The organism is Zobellia sp. B3R18 (assembly GCF_018860715.1).
Lineage (GTDB): Bacteria > Bacteroidota > Bacteroidia > Flavobacteriales > Flavobacteriaceae > Zobellia > Zobellia russellii.
Genome location: NZ_JAHKQG010000002.1, coordinates 183,591 through 206,927, shown reverse-complemented (window position 1 = coordinate 206,927; position 23,337 = coordinate 183,591). Strand labels below are relative to the sequence as shown.

The following is a 23,337-nucleotide window of genomic DNA, read 5'->3' as shown; positions in this document are numbered from 1 at the left end:
TTACTACGTGATGTAGTGGATAAAAAAATCCAACCCAATTAATTGGGTTGGATCGTATAAATTCTAGTTATATAAAACTAACCCTGGTTACACCCTTGGCAAATCTCCTTCACCTTTTAGCGGTAAGGCAGATTCTCCCATAAGATAGGTGTCTACATGATGGGCAGCTTGGCGACCTTCAGAAATGGCCCAAACAATTAAGGATTGACCTCGTCTTTGGTCACCTGCGGCAAATATGCCGGGAACGTTGGTCTTATAGTTGCTTTCACTAGCCTTAATATTGGTTCTTCCATCAGCTTCGATACCCAATTGCTCGGCAATGGTCATTTCAGATCCGGTAAAACCTAATGCTAATAGGGCCAATTCGCACTTCCACTCTTTTTCGGTGCCTTCCACTTCTTTTAAGACCATAGCCTTTCCTGGTTCTCTAATCCACTCTACCTGAGTAGTGATTAGTCCAGTTAGGTTACCTTTATCGTCTCCAATGAATTTTTTAGTAGATATGCTAAAGAAACGTTCCGCTCCTTCTTTGTGGGACGTACTTGTTTTTAGGCGCATTGGCCAAAAAGGCCAAGGTTGTCCTTCCGGTCTTTCGGTTGTGGACATTGGCATGATTTCAAAATTTGAAACAGAAGTTGCCCCGTGTCTTATAGATGTACCTATACAGTCAGACCCAGTATCACCACCACCAATAACGATAACGTCTTTGCCCGTGGCCATGATTTCGTTTTCAAACTCTTTAACGCCATCTACTCTTCTATTGTTCTGAGGTAAGAAATCCATCGCCTGAACCACACCGTTTAAATCGGCTCCTTCTATTGGCAGGTTTCTGCGAACGGTTGCACCACCACAAAGTACTACAGCATCAAAATCATTCTGAAGGTCTTTACCTGAAATATCCTTGCCAACGTGAACACCACACTTAAACTCAATACCTTCTTCTTCTAAAACCTCTAGCCTGCGATCAATGATATGTTTTTCCATCTTAAAATCTGGAATACCATAACGTAATAGTCCGCCTGGTTTCTCGTCTCTTTCAAAAACGGTAACGGTGTGTCCTGCACGGTTTAGTTGTTGTGCCGCAGCAAGCCCGGCAGGTCCGGAACCTACAATAGCTACCTTTTTACCAGTTCTTGTTGTTGGAGGTTTTGCAACTATCCATCCTTTTTTAAAGGCGGTTTCAACAATATTTTTTTCTATATTTTCTATAGTTACCGGGTCTTCGTTGATGCCTAAAACACATGCTTCTTCGCATGGGGCCGGGCAAAGTCTTCCGGTAAATTCCGGAAAGTTGTTGGTGGCGTGTAAAATTGTAGCTGCCTTTTCCCATTTGCCACGATATACGGCATCGTTAAAATCAGGAATAAGGTTGCCTAACGGGCAACCACTGTGGCAAAAAGGAATGCCACAATCCATACATCTTGCACCTTGTTCCTTAAGTTCCGGCTCATTTAAGGCAACGGTAAACTCATTATAATTCTTAACGCGGTCTTCAACAGGCGCGTATGATTCTACTTTTCTATCGAATTCCAAAAATCCTGTAATCTTTCCCATGTCTCGACTTTAAATAGTTTCTAATTTTTCTCTTTCCATACGTAATAATGCCTGTTTGTATTCTTCAGGTAAGACCTTGATGAATTTAGGTAGACAATCTTCCCATTTCTCTAAAATTCTTTGTGCTAATGGGCTCAAGGTAGAGTTGTAGTGACTTTCTATTAAATCCTTCAATTGTTTAACATCATTATCTTCGGTAACCTCTAACAAATTAAGGTCTTCATTGTTACATTTTTTTCTGAAAGTTCCTTTCTGATCATATATGTAGGCGATACCACCACTCATACCAGCTCCAAAGTTTCTTCCTACTTCACCAAGTATTACGGCCACACCTCCGGTCATATACTCACAACCGTGATCGCCAATACCTTCTACTACCGCTTTTGCTCCGGAGTTACGAACGCAGAAACGTTCTCCTGCTTTTCCGTTGATGTAAGCACGTCCCGCGGTTGCTCCGTAAAGCGTAACGTTACCCGTAATTACATTGTCTTCTGGTACAATGGTAGATTTCTCTGGAACTTTAATGACCAATTTGGCCCCTGATAGTCCTTTTCCAAGGTAATCATTAGTGTTTCCGTTTACTGTCATGGTAAGACCTCTGGTGGCAAATGCACCAAAACTTTGTCCCGCAGAACCAGTAAAGTTCAGTTTTAAAGTATTGATAGGAAGGCCTTGTGCCCCGTATACTTTAGAGATTTCATTACTGATGATTGCTCCAACGGCACGATCTGTATTTTTAATAGGGAAATCTAATGTTAGCTTTTCCTTTCTAAATAAAGATGGATTTGCTTTTGCTATAATATCAAACTCAATTGAGTTGTCAATGTCGTGCGTTTGTTTTTGAGTGTTATAAAATTTAGTTCCTGCCGGGACATCAACCTCATATAAAATAGGGGTTAAATCAATACCTGCCGATTTGTAATGATCAATAGCTTTCTTACGGTCTAGTTTTTGAACCTGACCTACCATTTCATTTATAGTTCTGAAACCTAGTTGAGCCATGATTTCACGTAATTCCTGAGCTACAAAATACATGTAGTTTACAACGTGTTCCGGTTTCCCTGCAAATTTCTTACGTAATTCAGGGTTTTGGGTTGCAATACCTACTGGGCATGTGTTTAGATGGCAAACGCGCATCATAATACATCCTGAAGCAACAAGCGGAGCGGTCGCAAAACCAAACTCTTCTGCTCCAAGGAGACAAGCAACGGCAACATCACGTCCTGTTTTAAGCTGACCATCACACTCAAGAACAATCCTGTTTCTTAGGTCGTTCATGACCAAGGTTTGTTGTGCTTCCGCTATACCAAGCTCCCATGGTAGACCAGCGTGTTTTAGGGAAGTCAATGGGGACGCTCCCGTACCTCCATCAAATCCGGAAATAAGAACAACATCTGCCTTGGCTTTAGAAACCCCTGCCGCAACGGTACCAACACCTACTTCGGAAACCAGCTTCACATTTATACGAGCTTCACGGTTAGCCGATTTTAAATCATAGATTAACTGCGATAGATCCTCGATCGAGTAGATGTCGTGATGTGGTGGAGGCGAAATCAATCCTACGTAAGGAGTAGAGTTTCTTGTTTTGGCTATGGATGGGTTTACTTTTGGGCCAGGTAGTTGGCCGCCTTCTCCAGGTTTGGCCCCCTGTGCCATTTTAATCTGTATTTCTTGTGCATTGGTCAGGTAATCGGATGTTACTCCAAAACGTCCTGAAGCTACCTGCTTAATGGCACTATTCTTCCAATCTCCAGTAGCATTTTTGTAGAAACGTTCTGCATCTTCACCACCTTCACCAGAATTACTTTTACCACCAATACGGTTCATGGCTATTGCCAAGTTTTCGTGTGCTTCTTTACTAATAGAACCGTAAGACATAGCTCCGGTCTTAAAGCGCTTCACGATTTCTGTCCATGGTTCAACTTCGTCCAATGGAATAGGATCGTAATTGGAGAATTCAAATAGCCCACGAATGGTCATTAAGTTTTTAGACTGTTCGTTCACCATTTCTGCGTACTCTTTGTACGTCTCATTTTCGTTACCACGTACGGCTTTTTGCAACTTGGCAACGGTTAATGGGTTGAACATATGTTTTTCGCCATCACGTCTCCAGCGGTAATCTCCGCCCATTTCCAAATCAAGGTTAGCGGCAACTTCTTTGGTGTTGAACGCTTTTTTATGACGTTTAGCTACTTCTTTTTCTATTTGGTACAAACCTATACCTTGAATACGGGTAGGTGTGTTAGGGAAATATTTATCTACTACTTTGGTGTTTATTCCTATACACTCAAACAATTGTGAGCCTCGGTACGAGTTTAGCGTAGAGATTCCAATTTTGTTCATCACCTTAAGAATACCTTTACCAACTGCTTTGTTGTAGTTCTTAACGGCTTCTTCAAAAGTAAAATCGGTTATATCATGCTCCTCTATTTGCTCGCCAATAATTTCATTTACCAAGTATGGGTTAATTGCACTGGCCCCAAAACCGAACAGTAAACAGAAATGGTGTACTTCTCTTGGTTCGGCAGATTCAATTATGATACTAAGCTTACTTCGCTTTCCTAAACGTTGCAAACCACTGTTTACAAATGAACAGGCCAATAACGCAGGGATAGGTGCCATAGTCTGACTTACATTCCTATCCGAAAGGATAATAATATTAGTGCCTTCATCTATAGCTTTTGATGCTTGTTGCAAAATAGATTCTAGAGCATCTTCCAAACCATTATGACCTCTTTCTATCTCATAAAGAACAGGGATGGAAACAACCTTGTAATCCGGACTGGCATCGTAATTTTTGATTTTATCCAAATCTTCTTTGGAAATAACCGGGTTCTGAATTTTTAATTTTCTACAATGTAATTCAGAGAAGTCAAATATATTATGGTCACTACCTAAGGTAAGGCTAATATCAGTAATCAATTCTTCACGAATACCATCTAACGGTGGGTTGGTCACCTGGGCGAACAACTGCTGAAAGTAGTTGTAAATTAACTGTGGACGTTGAGATAGTACTGCAATAGGCGTATCCGAACCCATGGAACCGATCGGTTCTTTTGCCGTTTTTCCCATTGGAAGGATAATGGTATTGATATCCTCTAAGGTGTAACCAAAAACAGATTTACGTTTTTCAAGTGAAGCTTCACCTAAAAATAACGGACAATCATTATAAGGTATATTCTTTAAGTGAACCAAGTTGTTGTCCAACCACTCTTTATAAGGAAGTCGGCTGGCGATGTCTTCTTTAATTTCCTCATCGTTAATGATGCGGCCCTCTTCCATGTTTACCAAGAACATTTTACCTGGTTCCAGTCTTCCGTGGAATTCAACATTTTCAGGAGCAATTTGCACCACACCGGTTTCAGAAGACATGATAACGTAATCATCTTTTGTAACCGTGTATCTAGATGGGCGTAGACCGTTACGGTCAAGTACGGCACCAATATAGTTTCCGTCAGTAAAAGGTACGGATGCAGGACCGTCCCATGGTTCCATCATACAAGAATGGTACTCGTAGAAAGCTCTTTTTGCTTCGGACATATCCGGGTTCTTTTCCCATGCTTCAGGAATAAGAATCATCATAACCTCTGGTAAAGACCTACCGGTCATCAACAAAAGTTCAACAACCATATCCATAGTTGCGGAATCTGATTTACCTGGAAGTATAGTAGGTAGGATGTTTTTTATATCCTCGCCAAACCAATCGCTCTTTAATAGCTCTTCTCTAGAACGCATTCTAGATACGTTACCACGTAGCGTGTTTATTTCACCATTATGACACATGTAACGGAAAGGTTGTGCCAAATCCCAAGTAGGGAAGGTGTTGGTGGAAAAACGTTGGTGAACCAGAGATAAACGGGTTACCACACGTGGATCCATCAAGTCCTTATAGTATAGACTGATGTCCTTAGGCATCAAAAGCCCTTTAAATATGATAATTTTTGTTGAAAGGCTAGGTACGTAAAAGAACTTGCTTTCAGATAGTTTTGAGTTGATTACCGTATGCTCTGTAACTTTTCTGGCAACGAACAATTTAAGGTTAAAGTTAAAATAGTCCTGCTCTTCACTTTCCTTGGTAACAAAAACCTGTTTAACAAAAGGCTCCGTTTCCATAGCAACACGGCCAGGAATAGATCGGTTAACAGGAACATCTCTCCAACCCAATAATTTTAAGCCTTGTTTTTTTATGTTTTCCTCAAATGTGGAAATACAGAACTCACGCTGGTTCTCCTTTTGTGGCAGGAAGATATTACCTACGGCATATTCACCTGGCTCAGGAAGTTCAAAATCACAAACCGCTTTAAAGAAGTCATGAGGTATATCTATAAGTATACCGGCACCATCACCAGTTTTTCCGTCTGAGCTAACAGCACCACGGTGCTCTAACTTATCTAATATCTCCAGTGCTTTATGGATAATATCATTGGACTTTTTTCCTTTAAGGCTACAGATAAAACCTGCGCCACAGTTGTCATGTTCAAATTCCGGTAGGTACAACCCTTGCTTCTTCAACGTCATAGATTATGGTATTTATCCAAAAATAGCATTTCTGATGAATAATTAGCAGCTATTTTTGTCTAATCAAATAAAAATTCAACGTTTCAAATAAAACGTTGAAAAATATTCATATATGGTTTTTATGTGAGCTAAATTTATCAGAATGGTAAAATTAGCACATTCAATAGACCTGTGAAAGGTTTTTAGAGGGGGTATTTGTTATATTTCTTAATTTTTGAAGTTAACCCCCTCTGTTTTGTGTAGTGTTGTGGTATTTAGGTCTATTTTTTATTGTAAATGTGATAGAATTAACGGGGTGGGCAGTGCCTTAGATATTAATTTTTTAAAATACTCCTGGAGATTACTATTTTTTGAATCTCGCTAGTTCCCTCGTAAATCTGGGTTATTTTGGCATCCCTCATAAGTCTTTCTACGTGGTAGTCTTTAACAAAACCATTACCACCGTGTATTTGTACTGCTTCAACAGTCGTGTCCATAGCTGTTTGGGATGCATAAAGTTTGGCAATGGCGCTAGATAGGTCGTAATTATTGCCTTGGTCTTTGTCCCATGCCGCTTTATATACTAGGTTTCGTGCTGCTTCTATTTGTACGTGCATGTCCGCCAGTTTAAAAGCTATGGCTTGGTGGTTGGAAATTTCCGTGCCAAAGGCTTTTCGTTCTTTAGAATATTTAAGTGCCAGCTCATACGCCCCAGCTGCAATACCTAGTGCTTGTGCGGCAATACCTATACGGCCTCCGGATAGGGTTTTCATGGCAAATTTAAAACCAAAACCATCTTCACCTATTCTGTTCTCCTTAGGAACCTTTACGTCATTAAAGTTAAGGGAGTGTGTGTCACTACCACGTATCCCTAATTTATTTTCTTTTGGGCCGATTTCAAAACCGGGCATTCCCTTTTCCACAATTAGGGCGTTAATACCTTTATGTCCTTTTTCTCTATCCGTTTGGGCTATGACCAAATATATGTCCGCAGTACCGCCGTTGGTAATCCAGTTTTTGGTTCCGTTCAGAATATAGTGGTCACCTTTATCTATAGCCGTAGTTTTTTGGGAAGTGGCATCACTCCCTGCTTCGGGTTCGGAAAGGCAGAAAGCGCCAATTACTTCTCCAGAAGCCAATCGTGTCAGGTATTTTTGTTTTTGTTCCTCATTTCCAAAGGTTTCTAGGCCCCAGCAGACCAATGAATTGTTAACGGAAACCACTACAGATGCAGAAGCATCAACTTTAGATAGTTCTTCCATGGCAATAACATAAGATAGAGTGTCCATGCCGCTGCCGCTATATTTAGGGTCGGTCATCATGCCTAAAAACCCAAGTTCGCCAAGCTTCTTGATTTGCTCAGAGGGGAATTTTTGAGCTTCGTCCCTTTCGATTACTCCGGGTAGTAATTCGTTCTGAGCAAAATCGCGCGCAGCCTGTCTAATCATTAAATGTTCTTCTGATAATGAGAAATCCATAATTTATCTGTCTTTTTTTTGAGCTTCTACAAATATAAGCTTCTGAAATAAATTGTACACCTAGCAAAGTGAGCTAATTTTTTTTAAAAAATTAATGATTCATTAGTGGTCAAAAACTTTGTATCCCAAGCCAAATTTTTATATTTGTTGAATTCGTTTTTCGAATTGATTTAAACTGAAAGTTATGACACAGCAGTAACGCCGTTTTGGCGTAGAGAAAGAGAAATTTTTAAATGGGGAATTAGAGTCATAATAGTATTTAAATCAATTTATAATGAAAGAGTTACTACAAGCATACGAAAATAAATCGCCTGAGATTGTCTTTAACTGGAAAGATAGTGAGACGGAAGCCGAGGGGTGGACGGTCATAAATTCACTTAGAGGTGGAGCTGCAGGAGGAGGAACCAGGATGCGTGAAGGATTGGATATGAACGAGGTGCTTTCTTTGGCAAAAACTATGGAGGTTAAATTTACCGTTTCTGGCCCACCAATTGGCGGGGCTAAGTCCGGAATTAACTTTAACCCCAATGATCCAAGAAAAAAAGGAGTGTTGGAACGTTGGTACCATGCGGTATCACCGTTATTAAAAAGCTACTACGGTACCGGAGGGGACCTTAACGTAGATGAGATTCATGAGGTCATTCCAATTACTGAAGATGCAGGAGTCTGGCATCCGCAAGAAGGTGTTTTTAATGGTCATTTTAAGCCTACCGAAGCAGATAAAATCAACCGAATTGGGCAATTGCGCCTTGGGGTGATCAAAGCTTTGGAAAACAAAAAGTATTCCCCTGAAGTTTCCAGGAAGTATACCGTTGCCGATATGATTACCGGATATGGTGTTGCCGAAGCAGTGAAACATTATTACGATATATACGGCGGGAACGTTGTTGGGAAAAAAGCTATAGTTCAAGGTTTTGGAAATGTAGGGAGCGCCGCGGCCTATTACTTGGCCCAAATGGGAGCTAAAATCGTTGGGATAATTGATCGCGCCGGAGGTGTAATTAATGAAGATGGGTTTTCTTTTGAAGAAATCAAGACTTTTTTCCTTAATAAAAATGGGAACAATCTAATAGCTGGGGCTGATGAGATGATTCCTTTTGATGAAATAAATAAGCGTATCTGGTCTTTGCAGGCAGAGATATTTGCGCCATGTGCCGCATCTCGTCTTGTAACAAGAGATCAGATAAATAGTTTGATCAACACAGGTTTAGAAGTAATTTCCTGCGGGGCTAACGTACCTTTTGCGGATAAGGAGATATTTTTTGGGCCGATTATGGAGTATACGGACGGAAAGGTGAGTGTAATTCCAGATTTTATATCAAACTGTGGTATGGCACGAGTTTTTGCTTACTTCATGGAAAAAAGAGTAGGCATTGATGATGAGCTTATTTTTAAAGATACTTCGGATACCATCCGAAAAGCTATATTGAACACTTACAAACAAAACTCCTCTAAGGAGAATATCAGCCGAACGGCATTTGAAATTGCATTGAAACAACTAATATAAATAGATTGAGTATGGAGACCATTATTATTATTGTATTCCTCGCAGGTTATCTTGCGATTACCCTTGAGCATAACCTTAAAATAGATAAGCTAATTCCGGCTCTTGCCATGATGGCTATTCTCTGGGCTATAATTGCCTTGACCCATATGGATGTTTTTGAGGTCAACACACAACTTAGGGAGCTCGAGCCCACACATATAGATGAAATTTTACTGCATCACTTAGGTAAAACGGCAGAAATACTAGTCTTTCTATTAGGAGCGATGACCATTGTGGAAATCATTGATTATTTTGATGGTTTTGCGACTATTAAAGGGTTCATCCGAACTAAAAGTAAACGAAAGTTGTTATGGTTATTTTCAATATTGGCCTTTGTCCTTTCGGCTATCATAGATAACTTAACTGCTACAATTGTTTTGATTACCATATTGCAAAAAGTGGTTAATGATAGGGAAACACGTCTGTGGTTTGCGGGTATGATTATCATTACGGCAAATGCTGGTGGTGCGTGGTCTCCTATTGGAGATGTAACAACTACCATGCTATGGATCGCAAACAAAGTGTCTGCTTTACAATTAGTGGAACACGTTCTTCTTCCTTCAATAGTTTGTATGGTAGTGCCAGTATTGATAGCTAGTAGATTTAAAGCTTTTAAGGGGAATCTTGATAGTAATATTGATGCTTTAGAAGAGCCAAAGTCTAAATATGGTGCAACAATGTTGTACTTAGGTTTGAGTGCTATCGTATTTGTTCCTTTCTTTAAAACGGTTACTCATTTACCTCCATACGTGGGTATGATGTTGTCATTGGCCGTTGTAGCAACATTTGCTGAAATTTATAGTAATTCAAAATTCAGTATTTCAAATGTAGAAGGAGAAGGAGATGATACTGCAGGTCACCATAGTCCTGTTCATCATTCACTTTCAAAAATTGAACTGCCAAGTATATTGTTTTTCTTAGGTATATTATTGGCGGTTGCAGCTTTGGAATCTTTGGGTATGTTATTCCACTATGCCGAAAGTCTAAACGAAGCTATTCCTAATACGGACATTGTGGTAATGCTATTTGGTATTGGTTCCGCTGTAATTGATAATGTGCCTTTAGTGGCTGCTAGTTTGGGAATGTTCTCAGAACCAATGGATAATCCATTATGGCACTTCATAGCATATTCAGCAGGTACGGGAGGTAGCATGTTGATTATCGGTTCCGCTGCCGGTGTTGTTGCCATGGGTATGGAGAAGATAGATTTCTTCTGGTATTTAAAGAAAATAGCATGGTTGGCATTGGTTGGTTTTATATCCGGAGCCGTAACTTTTATTTTATTAAGAGATTTTGTATTAAACGTATAATTTAATCGATAAAATACCGTTATAGAGGCAACTCTAATACCTAAGAATTCTATGATGTTATTTCAAGATATGGCTCAAGATCCTGCAGCTGCGGATGTTATGTCAGAAGAGAAGACACTTTCCGTTATCGATTTGATATTTAATGGCGGTACAGGTAGTGTGCTTATTATAACGGTACTTTTTATCATGTTGTTCGTTGCTCTCTATATTTATTTTGAGCGAATATTCGCGATTAAGGCGGCCTCGAAGATAGATAGCAACTTTATGAACCAGATTCGCGACCATGTTACCAATGGTAAGTTGGAAGCGGCAAAATTGCTTTGTGTCCAGACCGATTCTCCTGTAGCGCGGTTAACTGAAAAAGGGGTTTCTAGAATTGGAAAGCCGTTGGATGATATTAATACGGCCATAGAAAATGCAGGTACCCTAGAGGTTTATAAACTGGAGAAGAATGTTAGTATTCTTGCAACGGTTGCGGGTGCCGCACCAATGATCGGATTCTTAGGAACCGTAATTGGTATGATATTGGCGTTCCACGAAATGGCTACAAGTGGTGGTCAAGCAGAGATGGGCTCATTGGCTTCTGGTATATATACCGCAATGACAACTACCGTAGCGGGCTTGATCGTAGGTATTATAGCTTACATTGGGTACAATCATTTGGTGAACAGGACCGATAAAGTGGTTCATAAAATGGAGGCGAACGCCGTAGAGTTTCTAGACTTGTTGAACGAACCTTTATAATTCGCAAGACATGAAACTAAGAGGAAGAAACAAAGTTAGCCCGGATTTTAGTATGTCTTCAATGACAGATATCGTATTTCTGTTATTGATATTCTTTATGCTTACGGCAAACTCTCCCAATGCTTTAGATTTATTACTTCCAAAGGCAAAAGGAAAGTCTACGAACACACAAAACGTATCCGTTAGTATTGATAAGAACTTGCAGTACTACGTTAACAACGAGAGAATAAACGGAGAATACATAGAAATTGAATTAAAAAAGGCACTAGAAGGACAAGATAAACCCACAATTATTTTAAGGGCGGAAGAAAGCGTTGCCATCAAAGAAGCGGTGAACGTTATGGATATTGCCAATAGAAATAGTTATAAGGTGATCTTGGCCGTGCGACCCAATTAATGTCATTCCTAGACACGAAACACAAAAAGAAATCTTTTACACTTACTACTTTTCTACTAAGTGTATTGCTGCTTGTATTGTTCTATATAGGCCTTACCTATATGGACCCACCTATCGAAAACGGAATTTCCGTTAATTTCGGTACTACCAACTTTGGTAGTGGTAATGTGCAACCAAAAGAGAAAATCCGATCAGAACCTTTGGATACACCACCTGTTGAGCCTTCTAAACAAGAAGAGGTTGTTGAGGAAGTAGAGGAGGTTGCAGAAGATGTGCCTGAAGAAGTTGTGGCTGAAGAAGCCCCGGCTGAAAAAGTGTTGACTCAAGAGAACGAAGAATCCATCAAAATTAAAAAAGCTCAAGAGGCCAAAAAGAAAGTGGAGGAAGCTGAGAAGGCCGCTAAGAAAAGGGCCGAGGACGCTCAGAAAAAAGCAAAGGCAGAAGCGGCTAAAAAAGCTCAAGAGAAAAAAGCTGCTGAAGAAAAGGCTCGTAAGGAACAAGAGGCTAAAAAGAAAAAGCTAGATGCGCTTATTGGCGGTATCAGTAAATCCGAAGGTAATGCTTCGGGAAGCGAAGGAGATGATAACAGAGCGGGTGATAAGGGACAGCCAGATGGTGACCCCTATGCTACGAGTTATTATGGAAGTCCCGGTTCTGGTAGCGGAACAGGTGGTTATGGCTTAAATGGTCGCTCCTTGGTGGGTAAAGGACAGGTAAAGCAGCAATGTAACGAAGAAGGTAGGGTAGTAGTGAAGATTATTGTTGATCGCAACGGTAATGTAGTGAGTGCTACGCCTGGGGTTAAGGGAACTACCAATAATAGTCCTTGCTTATTGGAGCCTGCAAAGAAAACTGCATTTAAGCATAAATGGAATTTAGATTCCAATGCGCCTAGTCAGCAAGTTGGTTTTGTGGTCGTCAATTTTAAATTGGGAGAGTGACCTATCAGGAAACTTTGGATTGGATGTTTGCGCAACTTCCAATGTATCAACAAAAAGGAAAACAAGCCTATAATGCCAAACTAGATGGTATTCGCAAATTTGCAAATCATTTAAATCATCCGGAGAACAAGTTTAAGAGTATTCACGTGGCCGGGACCAACGGTAAGGGTTCCAGTAGTCATATGTTAGCATCAATACTTCAGGAGGCCGGATACAGAGTAGGTTTATACACGTCACCACATCTTAAGGACTTTCGTGAACGTATTCGTATAAATGGCGAATGTGTGGATGAAAACTTCGTGGTTGAATTTGTAGCGAATAATCAAACTTTTTTTGAAAATCATAATTTATCTTTTTTTGAAATGACCGTAGGCATGGCCTTTGACTATTTTGCAAAGGAAAAGGTTGATATTGCCGTGGTTGAGGTAGGGCTGGGAGGTAGGTTGGATTCAACCAATATTATACATCCTGAAGTAAGTCTGATTACGAATATAGGTTTTGACCACGTAGATATGTTGGGTGATACGTTACCTAAGATTGCTTTTGAGAAAGCGGGTATCATTAAAGAGAGTGTTCCTGTGGTGGTAAGTGAATTTCAGCCAGAAACGGACGAAACCTTTCGGAAGATGGCCAAATCTAAGAAGGCAAAACTTACTTATGCCGAGCTCGAAATTGAAGAGGTGTATCCTACTTCGCTCTTAGGTGTATATCAAAAAAAGAATGTTAAAGGCGTATTGGCTGTTATAAGACAACTAAATGGTTTTAGTTTGGCAGATGAACAAATACGTAAAGGGCTTTTGAATGTGGCCGAGAATACGGGTTTAATGGGGAGGTGGCAGCAAATAAATGTTGCTCCAACCGTTATTTGCGATACCGCACATAATAAAGAAGGTCTATCTATTGTGATAAATCAGGTATCTCAGCAAAAATTTAGAAAATTATTTTTCGTACTTGGTTTCGTGAAGGGTAAGGACCTTGATGGTATACTTCCGTTGTTCCCAAAAGATGCAAATTACTACTTGTCATCACCAAGTATTTCAAGAGGATTAGAGGTTAATGAGTTGATGGACAGGGTGAAAGATTTTGGTTTGAACGGAAGAAAATATACATCTATTGAAGCTGCGTATCATGCTGCTTTGACAGAGGCCGGACCGGAAGATTTTATCTTTGTTGGAGGTAGTACGTTCACTGTTTCAGAAGTAATTTAATTTTTTTTCTTTTTTTGTTTTGAGAAGTAAAAAAGAGTCTTATATTTGCACACCTTTTAGGGCAATTAGCTCAGTTGGTTCAGAGCACCTCGTTTACACCGAGGGGGTCGGGGGTTCGAATCCCTCATTGCCCACCAGAATCCTCAAGCATTAAAATGTTTGAGGATTTTTTATTTTTGAGACTTTTTACTTTCCACATTTTACTTCTTGTTTTGGTTAGGACAGCGTTAAATCATCCCTTCACAAAACTTGTCCGCTCGTTATTAAGAACGTTAGAAAAGCTATTGGATTTTACTCAAAGATTAAAGCCAGGTTTTTATAGTGTGCGACGATTTTTTCCACAAGTGTAGAAGCATGGTATTGCTTGTGTCTAAATCAGAAATGGAACAGTTTTGCAAAGGTCACGAGTTGTTAGGCATTTATAGTTTGTCAACCACCAAATATGCTCAGTATTCATAAAAAAAAGCCACCTAAATAGTTTAGATGGCTTTTAAAATTTTAAATGTCAATCGGCTATCCTTTTCCTATTACAATCTTTAGTTTTTCGTTGTTCTCCTGAATGTTTTTTGCTGTTTGGGCACTTACTCCTGTTTGCCATAAATAAACGCGCTTAAGGCTGCTTATTTTTTCTATACTTGGTAAACATGCGTCAGTTACTTTAGTACCGTATAGATTTAAGGCTTCTAAATGCTCTAGTCCTGCTAAGTGAGAAACACCTTTATCCGAAATTTCTGTTTTTTCTAATTGTAAACGAGTAAGGTTCAAAAACTCTGAAATATTAGAAAGTTGTTCGTCACTGACATTCGTATTGGCCAGGTTTAACCAAGTCACATAGTCTTTTACCTTATGGAGTTCTGCAAGTTTTTCTTGAGTAAGGTCCGAACCTGAATATTTAACGTCTAATAAGGAATTATCAGGACCTAAGATTTTAACTTCAAAACCTTGTTGTACCAGATTTGATAATTGAATGCTGTCCAATTTTTGAAGCTGTACGGTCTCATACCATGGTTTTGGGTTGGTGTCAATGCCATAGCGTCTTAGTAGAACTGGCTTTATGTTTTCGGTTACGTTCATGCTAGTTAACGCGCCTTCAAAAGGAGCTCCCTGTTCAATCCACCATTCTACAGTTTTGATTTCGTCATAGGTGAGGGCATTATTTGTAGGCGGCATGAACTTTACATTTTTTGGTGGAAGGGTAATTCTTCTAAAAAGTTCGCTGTCTTGGGTATTTCCGGCGGCAATAACATTTTCGCTATCTCCGCCCATACGTAATGAATCTGGGTGGCTCATGTTAAGTCCGCCTCGCTTTATTTCATCATTATGGCACCCTACGCATTTTGCTTCAAAAATTGGAGCAACCAAATCGGCATAAACTTGAACAGAATCTGGAGTCATAAATGAAGGACCGGAGTCCTTTGCAGCTTTTGCACCCAATAGTTTTTGGATAGGGGCAGGAGCGTACTCGGTCAAGTAAGTTTCGCCATGGGTTAAATTTCCCCCTTTATGGCCTTCTATAAAAAGCATGGCCAAAAGTAGGATGTTAAAACCGTGTTGTAATTTAATGGGGAAAGCTTTTGGTTTGCTCTTTAGGTACCATCCAATAAAGGCCACTATTACCAAGGCAATGCCCAGCCATCTATGGGCGAATAGGTGTTCTTCTTCATATAGGCCGGTTTCACCTAAGAACCATCCGGAAATTGCGGCACCTGCGGCACTAAGTGCACCTAATAACCATGCAAATGGAATTAGTTTGCTTTTGACTTCGGTTTTTTTGAAGCTTTCGTACCATTCTAAAACAATGGCTAAAAAAAGAAACCCAATAGGAAGATGTACAAATAGTGGGTGAAAGCGACCTAAAAAAGTTGAGAATTCTAATGCTATCATGAATCTTGGTTCTAAATTGTTGGTTTGAGTTGAAAAATAAATTTATAATTAAAAAAAATACTCATGTTTAATATCAACTCAGTGTATGTGTTGCGCATACTGTAAAATAATGAGTCAATCTTTGAGCTATTGTAAATTTATTGTGATTGACGCAAAATACATATTTTAAATGATAGGATTAGTGCAATAAATGGTCAATCTATGCAATGTTGAGTATTTGTAGACTTTGTAAAGTGCGTAAACTTGTGTTAGGTTGGTTAATGGATAATAATTTAGCATAAACTTTAATGTTGTTAGGTGTAAGTTGTTGACTCTTTGTATTGAACGTGCAATGCGGGTTTTCTCTTACTAAAGACAATTAATTTATGTTTTCTTAATCCGAAATTAATTTTACCTTTGGCCCACTATTTATGGGTCATTAGCTCAGTTGGTTTAGAGCGCTGCCTTGACAGGGCAGAGGTCACTGGTTCGAATCCAGTATGACCCACATATTTCTCTCTTCTTCCCTGCTTGCAATTTTCACATTTTAACAATGTAGATCAGGTGTTTTTTTAAAATTCAATAATTACATCAGGGACAATTCTTTCTTTTTTGAGGAATAGGTAAATATTTATACTTTTTTATGTGACTTTTTTCGTTAAGTGGTTTCCTACTAAGTGTATAACCTGTTAATTACTAAGTGTGTTTAATCCGTTTGTTCTTCTTTTGGCAGTTAGTTTAATCATTTTTTTGGTGATTGTGGTATTTGTGATACCATCGGCCTTATCTTCTAAAGAGCATACTAGAAAAGGTAGGGGCTATTTAGATTTAAGAGGTAAAACAAAATGGAAAAAAAAGATGAAAGAAAAACCTGAGTAGAATCAAAGTAAAAACGAAAATTATATGATCTAAGATATTTGTGTTTAGGGGTAGATAAAGCTGTAATGTTGGTTTCAAAATAGAATTTTTTGGTATAATGTGACTTTTTGTTAATTGCCGTGTCTAAAAGAATACACTAACTAACATTACTATATGATGAATGATCTTGTATTTGTATTCTTCAGTATAAGCATTGCCATATTCTTATTGGGTATGGTAGTTATGCTTCCCAACATTTTATTTTCTACAAATTCCAGTGCCAAAGAACAGAAACCTGCGGTGCTCAAGGATAAAGAGAAAAAAGAATAATTGACACCTTTTTGGTCAACTATTAAAACCAAGACATAGGTTTTAGGGTTGGAAAATGTTCTTTATTATTAAGATGGAAAAGCTCATTCTTGCTTTGTTTAAAAAGCAGATGTTGAGCTTTTTTTATTGATTACTTTTCTGTTTTGAAGGTGATTAATGGCGCTATATTTATACCTTTGCGTGTCGTTATGAGTCTGTTAAAATATATTACGGTGACTTTAAGACATTTTTTGTGTCGCAATTAGTAACTAGCAACCAGAACCAAATATTGGAAACAGAAGTAGTACCGGAATTGATGTCGGATGAAGAGCTTGTGCGCAAGATAGCGAGGCATAATGATGCTTTGCTTTTTGCTGTACTCTACGATAGGTATGCACAAAGAGTATATAATAAATGTTACAGCTTTTCTAATTCGCAAGCAGAGGCCCAAGACCTTACGCAGGATGTTTTCCTGATGCTTTTTGTGAAGCTTTCCAGTTTTAAGGGAAAGTCAAAATTCTCTACTTGGGTATATGCGTTCACCTATAATTTTTGTGTGAACTATGTGAAAAGGAACAAGCAGAGGTTAATGAGTGATAAATCTGATTCTATTTCGCAAACAACTAAACCCATAACAGTGGTAGATGATGATGCGGAAATAGCCAATATGCGGTCGGAAAAACTTAAAAAGGCCTTAAATTTAGTAGACCCAGAGGATAAAAAAATATTGCTTTTAAAATACCAAGACGATATATCGATAAAAGAACTGACCTCAATATTGGATATAGGGGAAAGTGCCGTGAAAATGCGACTCAAACGAGCAAAGTCTCGTATTGTGGAAGCTTATAACAAAATACCATAATGTCTATGGAAAAGAAAAATCCATTTAAGGAAATGGAAGACTCGTTGCACGAGGTTCCTCCTCATTTGAAAAAGAAGGTTATGGATGATATAGCTTCTGCCAAACTTGTTATGGACATGGCAAACTTGTTTACATGTAATTATAAGTCTGCAATTGAAGATATATTTAAAACCAAGCCCGATATTATTTAACGCATAACATTTAAGAAAATGGATAAAGTTTCAGAGTGGAAAGATTTGACTTTCAATACCTTAAGTACTATCGTAAGTGATATAGCATCTGCGTTACCCAATATTTTGGGAGCTATTGTTATTTTGTTGTTGGGATGGGGTATTAGTAAAGTAGTGCGTTTTGTTCTTAAAAAGGTGTTCAAGATAGCGCAGTTGAGTAAAGTCTCGGATAAAATTAATGAAGCAAGGTTATTTGGAGACAGTAACGTTAAAATAGATATAGAGAAAGTATTGCTTCAGTTTGTGAAGTATATACTATTGTTGGTATTTATTATAGTTGCGGCAGATATAGTAGAGCTTACCATCATCTCGCAGGAGATAGCCAACCTGCTCCGTTATCTTCCAATATTACTTAGTGCAATGGTCATTTTTATGATCGGACTATATGCGGCCAAGTTGATAAAATCCGCACTGAAAAGCGTTTTTGATTCTATGGGCTTTGGAGGCGGAAAGCTTGTTAGTAGTATAGTTTTCTATATCATGGTGATTTTTGTTACCATAACGGCTTTAAATCAAGCGGGGATTGATACTTCCATGTTTACAAGTAATTTCACGCTTATATTGGGTGCGTTTCTTTTAGCTTTTGCGTTAGGACTAGGTCTTGGGTCTAGAAATGTGGTTGAAAGCCTGTTGAAGACTTTTTATGCACGAAAAAATTATGCCGCAGGAGATAAGGTGAAGTTTGCGGATATAGAGGGCACAATTGAAGCGATAGATAATATTAGTGTAACCTTAAATACAAAAGAAGGAAAGCTAATTGTACCTATAAAAGAGATTGTAGAAAATAGGGTTAAGTTGGAATAGAAGCCAACAAGTAGTAATAGATGGTAAAGGCAGTACTTTAGGGGTGCTGCCTTTTTTGGTTTAAATGGAATCTAGAATGCGTTCCAAGGCCATGCCTCGTGACCCTTTTATAAGGATAAGGCTTTTGGGATTAGGTTGTTGGTCCTTTAAATAGTCCTTAAGTTTGGCAAAAGTGCTATATTTCTTAAAAGATGTGTTGGTCTTGTGAAAGTTTTCACCAACGAGTATAACCTCGCCAAAATTTAATTCTTTTGCTAAATCTGCTATATTTTGGTGCTCAACAGATGCAATTTCCCCAAGCTCGAACATATCGCCTAAAAAAGCAATTTTGTAGCCTCCTTCCATCTGAGAGAAATTTTCCAAGGCAGCTTTCATGCTTGTAGGGTTAGCATTGTAGGCATCAAGGATAATTTGGTGGCCGTTATGGTTAATGATTTGAGAGCGATTGTTGTTAGGGGAGTAGCCTTTTATGGCTTCTGCAATTTCACTAAGGGGAACGTTAAAGTATTTTCCTATAAGTATGGCCGCTGCACAATTGGTGAAGTTGTAACTGCCTATTAACTGTGATTCAACTTTTAGGTCTTCAAATGATGCTGTCACAAATGGATTTGCTCCTAAGAATTCTATTTTGTAAAATTCTTTTAGACTAGTGCTAAAGCCGTACTTCTTTATGTAGCTCCCTAGTTTTTGAAACTGAACCGGGTCATCACCGTTCATGAATATATGCTTATCGTTTTGGGTGAGATAATCATATAATTCGCTTTTACCTTTTATAACACCTTCTTCGCTTCCAAAACCTTCAATATGGGCTTTTCCAAAATTGGTAATATATCCAAAATCCGGCAGTGCCAAACTGCACAGGAACTCAATTTCTTTTTGGTGGTTTGCTCCCATTTCTATAATGGCAATTTCAGTCTCTGGTTTTATTGAGAGTAGGGTAAGGGGTACTCCAATATGGTTGTTGAGGTTGCCCTTGGTTGCAATAGTGCGGTACTTTTTTGATAGCACGGCATTGATCAACTCTCTGGTGGTGGTTTTGCCGTTACTTCCCGTTAACGCAATAACCTTTGCGTTTGAGTGATTTCTGTGGAAAGCAGCTAATTTTTGAAGGGCTTCCAAAACATTGTCAACAAGAATAAACCTATGGTCTGATTGTGCATGAGCCTCCTCATCAACCACGGCATAGGCAGCTCCGTTCTCCAATGCCTTGGCGGCGTATTCATTTCCATTAAAGTTGTCTCCTTTTAAGGCGAAGAAAATACAGTTTTCCTTTATTTTTCTGGTATCCGTACAGATTTCTGGAAACTCCAAAAAGATGTCGTGCAATTGAGCTGTTTTCATAAAGTAAAAGTATAAAAAAAGTCTCGGCATATTATACCGAGACTTTTTAGAAAAATATTTTAAGGAGCTTATCTTACTTTTTTACCTCTTGGTGTTTTGTTCTTAGTTTTAGATTTAGATCCAACCCTAGACATAGCACATCTGAAACCTACGTAATCCGTAGCCATATATTGAGGCATGTATCTTCTTTGTGCAGGATCTAACCAGTAGGCACGATCTCTCCAAGAACCACCTTTGTAAACTCTAACTTCGTCATTGATCAATGTTGATCTGTTGTTAGACTTATCATACTGGCGAACCAATTTCCCGGTAGAGTCACGCTCAACACTATGCTTAGGAGAGTTGTACATTTTCTTTCTGTCATTCTCATCTTCCTCATCACTAAATTGATCAAAGAATCTAGAAGAACCTGGATCGCCATCACGGTATCCTCTGTTGTCACTTGAAGAGAAGTTAGTTCTTAAATAAGTTTCTTCTTCATCAACAGGTACCATTTTAATTTCACCAGGAAGGTTAACGGCAACTATTTTTCCGTTTGGCATGGTATCATACATTACAGAGTCTCTAAGAATGTTTACTTTACCATCTTCCCCGATTGCGGTTTTCATGTAAATGTTACCACGGTAGTAGTTAAAGTCACTTACTTCATCATCTACAATAGGTCTGTAAACATCAGCAACCCATTCGGCAACGTTACCCGCCATGTCATAAAGACCAAGATCGTTAGGCTTGTAAGACATTACTTGAGCAGTAATATCGGCACCATCATCGGACCATCCAGCAATTCCGCCGTAATCTCCTTTACCTTGCTTAAAGTTAGCTAATTGGTCGCCTCTACCTACACGTTGTCCGTTTCTGGTATAATCCCCTTCCCAAGGATATTTTTTTCTACCTCTATAGTTATTGTATTCACGGTTACCTTGGTTGGCTTGTGCGGCGTATTCCCATTCGGTTTCCGTTGGTAGTCTATATTCCGGCATAATTACACCGCTACTTCTTTTGGCAAATGTATTTACACTGTCTTTTTTAGCTTTTCCTTGTAAAGAGTCTATTTGCCCGTTGTAAACAGATTCTGGTCTGTTCAAATAAGCTTCTGTACTAAAAGTACCTGCTACTTCACCTTGGGCCGCTTGGTATTTGGCATCTTTTGCCAAGTAACCTTCTCTTTCCAACATTACTTCGTTAACACGATCTGTACGCCATTCGGCAAACTGTGTTGCTTGAACCCAGTTTACACCAACTACAGGATATTCAGCGTAAGCCGGATGTCTTAAATAGTTGTTGGTCATAGTTTCGTTAAAGCCTAATCTATTTCTCCAAACCAAAGTATCTGGCAAAGCACCTTTATAGATGTTTGCGTATTGCGGATTTTCTGGAGGATAAACACTTTTAAGATAATCAAGGTACTCCAAGTACATGACATTGGTTACCTCTGTCTCGTCCATATAAAAAGACTGTACGTGTTGCGATGTAGGTGTGTTGTTCCAATCGTGCATAACGTCATCCTGTACTTTACCCTTGGTGAAAGTACCACCTTCAACAAACACAAGGCCTGGTGCCGTTTCTTGTTCTTTAAAATCCGTATTGTATTGAAAACCACCTTCTTTGGCGTTTATTTTCCAGCCTGTGGCTCTTGACACGTCTTTGGAAGAACCGGAATTTTTACAGCTGGTAACCGTAAAACCTCCCGCTAGTACTGCACAAGAAAGTACAACTTTGATAAACTGTTTTTTCATAATTAGGACTTGAGTTCAAATAGTACCACTGCATAAAATGGTAGCGCAGTTGGTTATTTTATTTTGATTAATTTTTAGTGTCACTTTCGGCATATAAAACGATGATTTGCACAGAATATTTTATTTGTGAAAAATTATTTTGTCTGCCAAGGAGACATCGCGTTTGCAATTAACCGATGCCGCCTCAAAAATCATAACGGTGCAAATAACTTTATAGTATGGCTAGATGCATTTCTTTTGCCCAAAAAACAGTATGAAGGTCATAATATTTCTAAGCGAATGCGAAATTACAAAAGATGTACGTACTTTATACCCCGTTTTTGATTTGAAACGAAAATTTGAAAATTTTGTGTTTTCTATGCAAGATATTCCTTAAAAGGCCGTTTACATGTAATACAACTAATATATTTTTGGTTTGTAGCACTATATTGTAATATTTGACCGACTAAATTTAGCTATATTAAAAATGAAAAAAATTTCAATACTTATTTTGCTTGTGTTTGCATGCAAAGTATCGGCCCAAGAAGCAGGTGATCGTGTAATTACCACTGCAGTTCCCTTTTTGAACATAACAGCAGATGCCAGAGCGGCAGGTATGGGTGATTTGGGTGTGGCCACTTCAACCGACGCATATTCTCAGCAATGGAACCCTGCAAAGTTTGCATTTGCGGAGCGTAAAATGGGTATTGGTATGGGGTATACGCCTTATCTTAGCAATGCCATCTCCGGTATTGGTCTTTTAAACGCAAGTTATTTCAATAAAATTAATGATCAGAGCGCTTTTGCCGTTAGTCTTCGCTATTTTACCTTGGGAGATATTGAGCTTAGGCAAACTTTTGATGATGTAGGAACGGTTGTTAAGCCAAACGAACTGTCTTTTGATGGGTCGTATTCTTTAAAATTGAGCCCTACTTTTTCAATGGCTGTAGGGGGTAGATATATTAGGTCTAACCTCAAATTCCAAAATGATAATAATGTAGATTCTAAGCCGGGAAGCACTTTCGCTGTTGATGTAGCAGGTTTTTACCGTTCTAGGGAAATTGCCTATAACAGGTTTGACGGCCGCTGGAGAGGTGGTTTTAATATTTCAAACTTAGGGGGTAAAATTGCTTATGATGAAAATGGGCAAGATAACTTCATTCCAACAAATTTAAAGTTTGGTTTTGGTTTTGATTTTATTCTTGATCAAGACAATGTAATTGGCCTTACTACCGAATTCAATAAGTTGTTAGTACCAACACCTCAGGATTTTGATAATGATGGGGATATGGATGCCGCGGATAACGACGAGTATCAAAATATTGGATTTTTAAGTGGTGTGTTTAAATCTTTTGGAGATGCCCCTGATGGTTTTAGTGAGGAGCTAAAAGAAATGACATGGGCTTTAGGTGCAGAATATACATACCAAGATGCTTTTATGTTCCGTACAGGTTATTTCAATGAGAGTGATGTAAAAGGTTTTAGAAAATACTTTACGTTAGGTGCAGGTTTTAAATTTAATTCCGCTCAAATAGATTTATCCTATCTATTTTCTACATCTAAAATCACTAACCCTGTAGAGAATTCACTTCGTTTCTCTTTAACCTTTAATTTAGGGGATGAGTTCTACAACGATTAAGATTCGTATAAATATATAATAAGAAAACCTGCCATACGGTA

At 38.7% G+C, this 23,337-nt stretch carries 17 protein-coding genes and 2 tRNA genes; 13 read left to right on the top strand and 6 right to left on the bottom strand.

Annotated features, from left to right (window positions below; translation table 11 throughout):
* Positions 1–87: 87 nt before the first annotated feature.
* The 3 genes from KO513_RS00910 to KO513_RS00900 form a co-directional block, all read right to left on the bottom strand.
* Positions 88–1,554 carry a glutamate synthase subunit beta gene (locus KO513_RS00910; protein ID WP_215911880.1) on the bottom strand — a complete coding sequence of 489 codons (1,467 nt, stop codon included), beginning with the start codon at positions 1,552–1,554 and terminating at the stop codon, positions 88–90.
* A gap of 9 nt (positions 1,555–1,563) precedes the next feature.
* A complete protein-coding gene (gene gltB / locus KO513_RS00905) occupies positions 1,564–6,072 on the bottom strand; it encodes a glutamate synthase large subunit (RefSeq protein WP_215911879.1) in 4,509 nt (1,502 codons plus the stop codon).
* Positions 6,073–6,386: 314 nt separating this feature from the next.
* Positions 6,387–7,529 carry an acyl-CoA dehydrogenase gene (locus tag KO513_RS00900; protein WP_215911878.1) on the bottom strand — a complete coding sequence of 381 codons (1,143 nt, stop codon included), beginning with the start codon at positions 7,527–7,529 and terminating at the stop codon, positions 6,387–6,389.
* Between the two features lie 274 nt (positions 7,530–7,803).
* Here KO513_RS00900 and KO513_RS00895 point away from each other — a divergent pair, with 274 nt between their 5' ends.
* The 7 genes from KO513_RS00895 (at position 7,804) to KO513_RS00865 (ending at position 13,812) form a co-directional block, all read left to right on the top strand.
* Positions 7,804–9,036, top strand: a complete 1,233-nt coding sequence (locus KO513_RS00895; protein ID WP_215911877.1) for a Glu/Leu/Phe/Val dehydrogenase dimerization domain-containing protein — start codon at positions 7,804–7,806, stop codon at positions 9,034–9,036.
* Positions 9,037–9,047: 11 nt separating this feature from the next.
* A complete protein-coding gene (nhaD, locus tag KO513_RS00890; protein ID WP_215441094.1) occupies positions 9,048–10,385 on the top strand; it encodes a sodium:proton antiporter NhaD in 1,338 nt (445 codons plus the stop codon).
* Between the two features lie 51 nt (positions 10,386–10,436).
* Complete coding sequence (locus KO513_RS00885; RefSeq protein ID WP_215911876.1) at positions 10,437–11,129, top strand: MotA/TolQ/ExbB proton channel family protein; 693 nt, start codon at positions 10,437–10,439, stop codon at positions 11,127–11,129.
* Between the two features lie 10 nt (positions 11,130–11,139).
* Complete coding sequence (locus tag KO513_RS00880; RefSeq protein WP_215441096.1) at positions 11,140–11,526, top strand: ExbD/TolR family protein; 387 nt, start codon at positions 11,140–11,142, stop codon at positions 11,524–11,526.
* Complete coding sequence (locus KO513_RS00875; protein ID WP_215911875.1) at positions 11,526–12,467, top strand: energy transducer TonB; 942 nt, start codon at positions 11,526–11,528, stop codon at positions 12,465–12,467. The genes KO513_RS00880 and KO513_RS00875 overlap by 1 nt, the downstream gene beginning before the upstream one ends.
* Positions 12,464–13,675 (top strand): bifunctional folylpolyglutamate synthase/dihydrofolate synthase, encoded by a 1,212-nt coding sequence (locus KO513_RS00870; protein WP_215911874.1) that lies wholly within the window; start codon positions 12,464–12,466, stop codon positions 13,673–13,675. Before KO513_RS00875 ends, KO513_RS00870 begins: the two co-directional genes overlap by 4 nt.
* A gap of 59 nt (positions 13,676–13,734) precedes the next feature.
* Positions 13,735–13,812 (top strand) — tRNA-Val (locus KO513_RS00865).
* A gap of 376 nt (positions 13,813–14,188) precedes the next feature.
* On the opposite strand, the gene KO513_RS00860 is transcribed toward KO513_RS00865, so the two are convergent.
* Complete coding sequence (locus tag KO513_RS00860; RefSeq protein ID WP_215911873.1) at positions 14,189–15,559, bottom strand: c-type cytochrome domain-containing protein; 1,371 nt, start codon at positions 15,557–15,559, stop codon at positions 14,189–14,191.
* Positions 15,560–15,971: 412 nt separating this feature from the next.
* Between KO513_RS00860 and KO513_RS00855 the strand changes: the two genes are divergently transcribed.
* From KO513_RS00855 to KO513_RS00835, 5 genes are all read left to right on the top strand, one after another.
* Positions 15,972–16,046 (top strand) — tRNA-Val (locus tag KO513_RS00855).
* Between the two features lie 524 nt (positions 16,047–16,570).
* Positions 16,571–16,726 (top strand): hypothetical protein, encoded by a 156-nt coding sequence (locus tag KO513_RS00850; protein WP_215911872.1) that lies wholly within the window; start codon positions 16,571–16,573, stop codon positions 16,724–16,726.
* 232 nt (positions 16,727–16,958) lie between these two features.
* A complete protein-coding gene (locus tag KO513_RS00845; RefSeq protein ID WP_303406378.1) occupies positions 16,959–17,567 on the top strand; it encodes an RNA polymerase sigma factor in 609 nt (202 codons plus the stop codon).
* On the top strand, positions 17,567–17,758 hold the full coding sequence (locus KO513_RS00840; RefSeq protein WP_215441105.1) for a hypothetical protein: 192 nt from the start codon (positions 17,567–17,569) through the stop codon (positions 17,756–17,758). The genes KO513_RS00845 and KO513_RS00840 overlap by 1 nt, the downstream gene beginning before the upstream one ends.
* 18 nt (positions 17,759–17,776) lie before the next feature.
* Positions 17,777–18,601 (top strand): mechanosensitive ion channel family protein, encoded by an 825-nt coding sequence (locus KO513_RS00835; protein ID WP_215911871.1) that lies wholly within the window; start codon positions 17,777–17,779, stop codon positions 18,599–18,601.
* 60 nt (positions 18,602–18,661) lie between these two features.
* Here KO513_RS00835 and KO513_RS00830 read toward each other — a convergent pair whose 3' ends face one another.
* Positions 18,662–19,942, bottom strand: coding sequence for a UDP-N-acetylmuramoyl-tripeptide--D-alanyl-D-alanine ligase (locus KO513_RS00830; protein WP_215911870.1), 1,281 nt, complete (start codon positions 19,940–19,942; stop codon positions 18,662–18,664).
* 68 nt (positions 19,943–20,010) lie between these two features.
* Positions 20,011–21,678: a gliding motility lipoprotein GldJ gene (gldJ, locus tag KO513_RS00825; protein ID WP_215441108.1), complete on the bottom strand. Its 1,668-nt coding sequence runs from the start codon at positions 21,676–21,678 to the stop codon at positions 20,011–20,013.
* Positions 21,679–22,144: 466 nt separating this feature from the next.
* On the opposite strand from gldJ, the gene porV reads away from it, so the two are divergent.
* Complete coding sequence (gene porV / locus KO513_RS00820) at positions 22,145–23,296, top strand: type IX secretion system outer membrane channel protein PorV (protein WP_215441109.1); 1,152 nt, start codon at positions 22,145–22,147, stop codon at positions 23,294–23,296.
* Positions 23,297–23,337 lie beyond the last annotated feature (41 nt).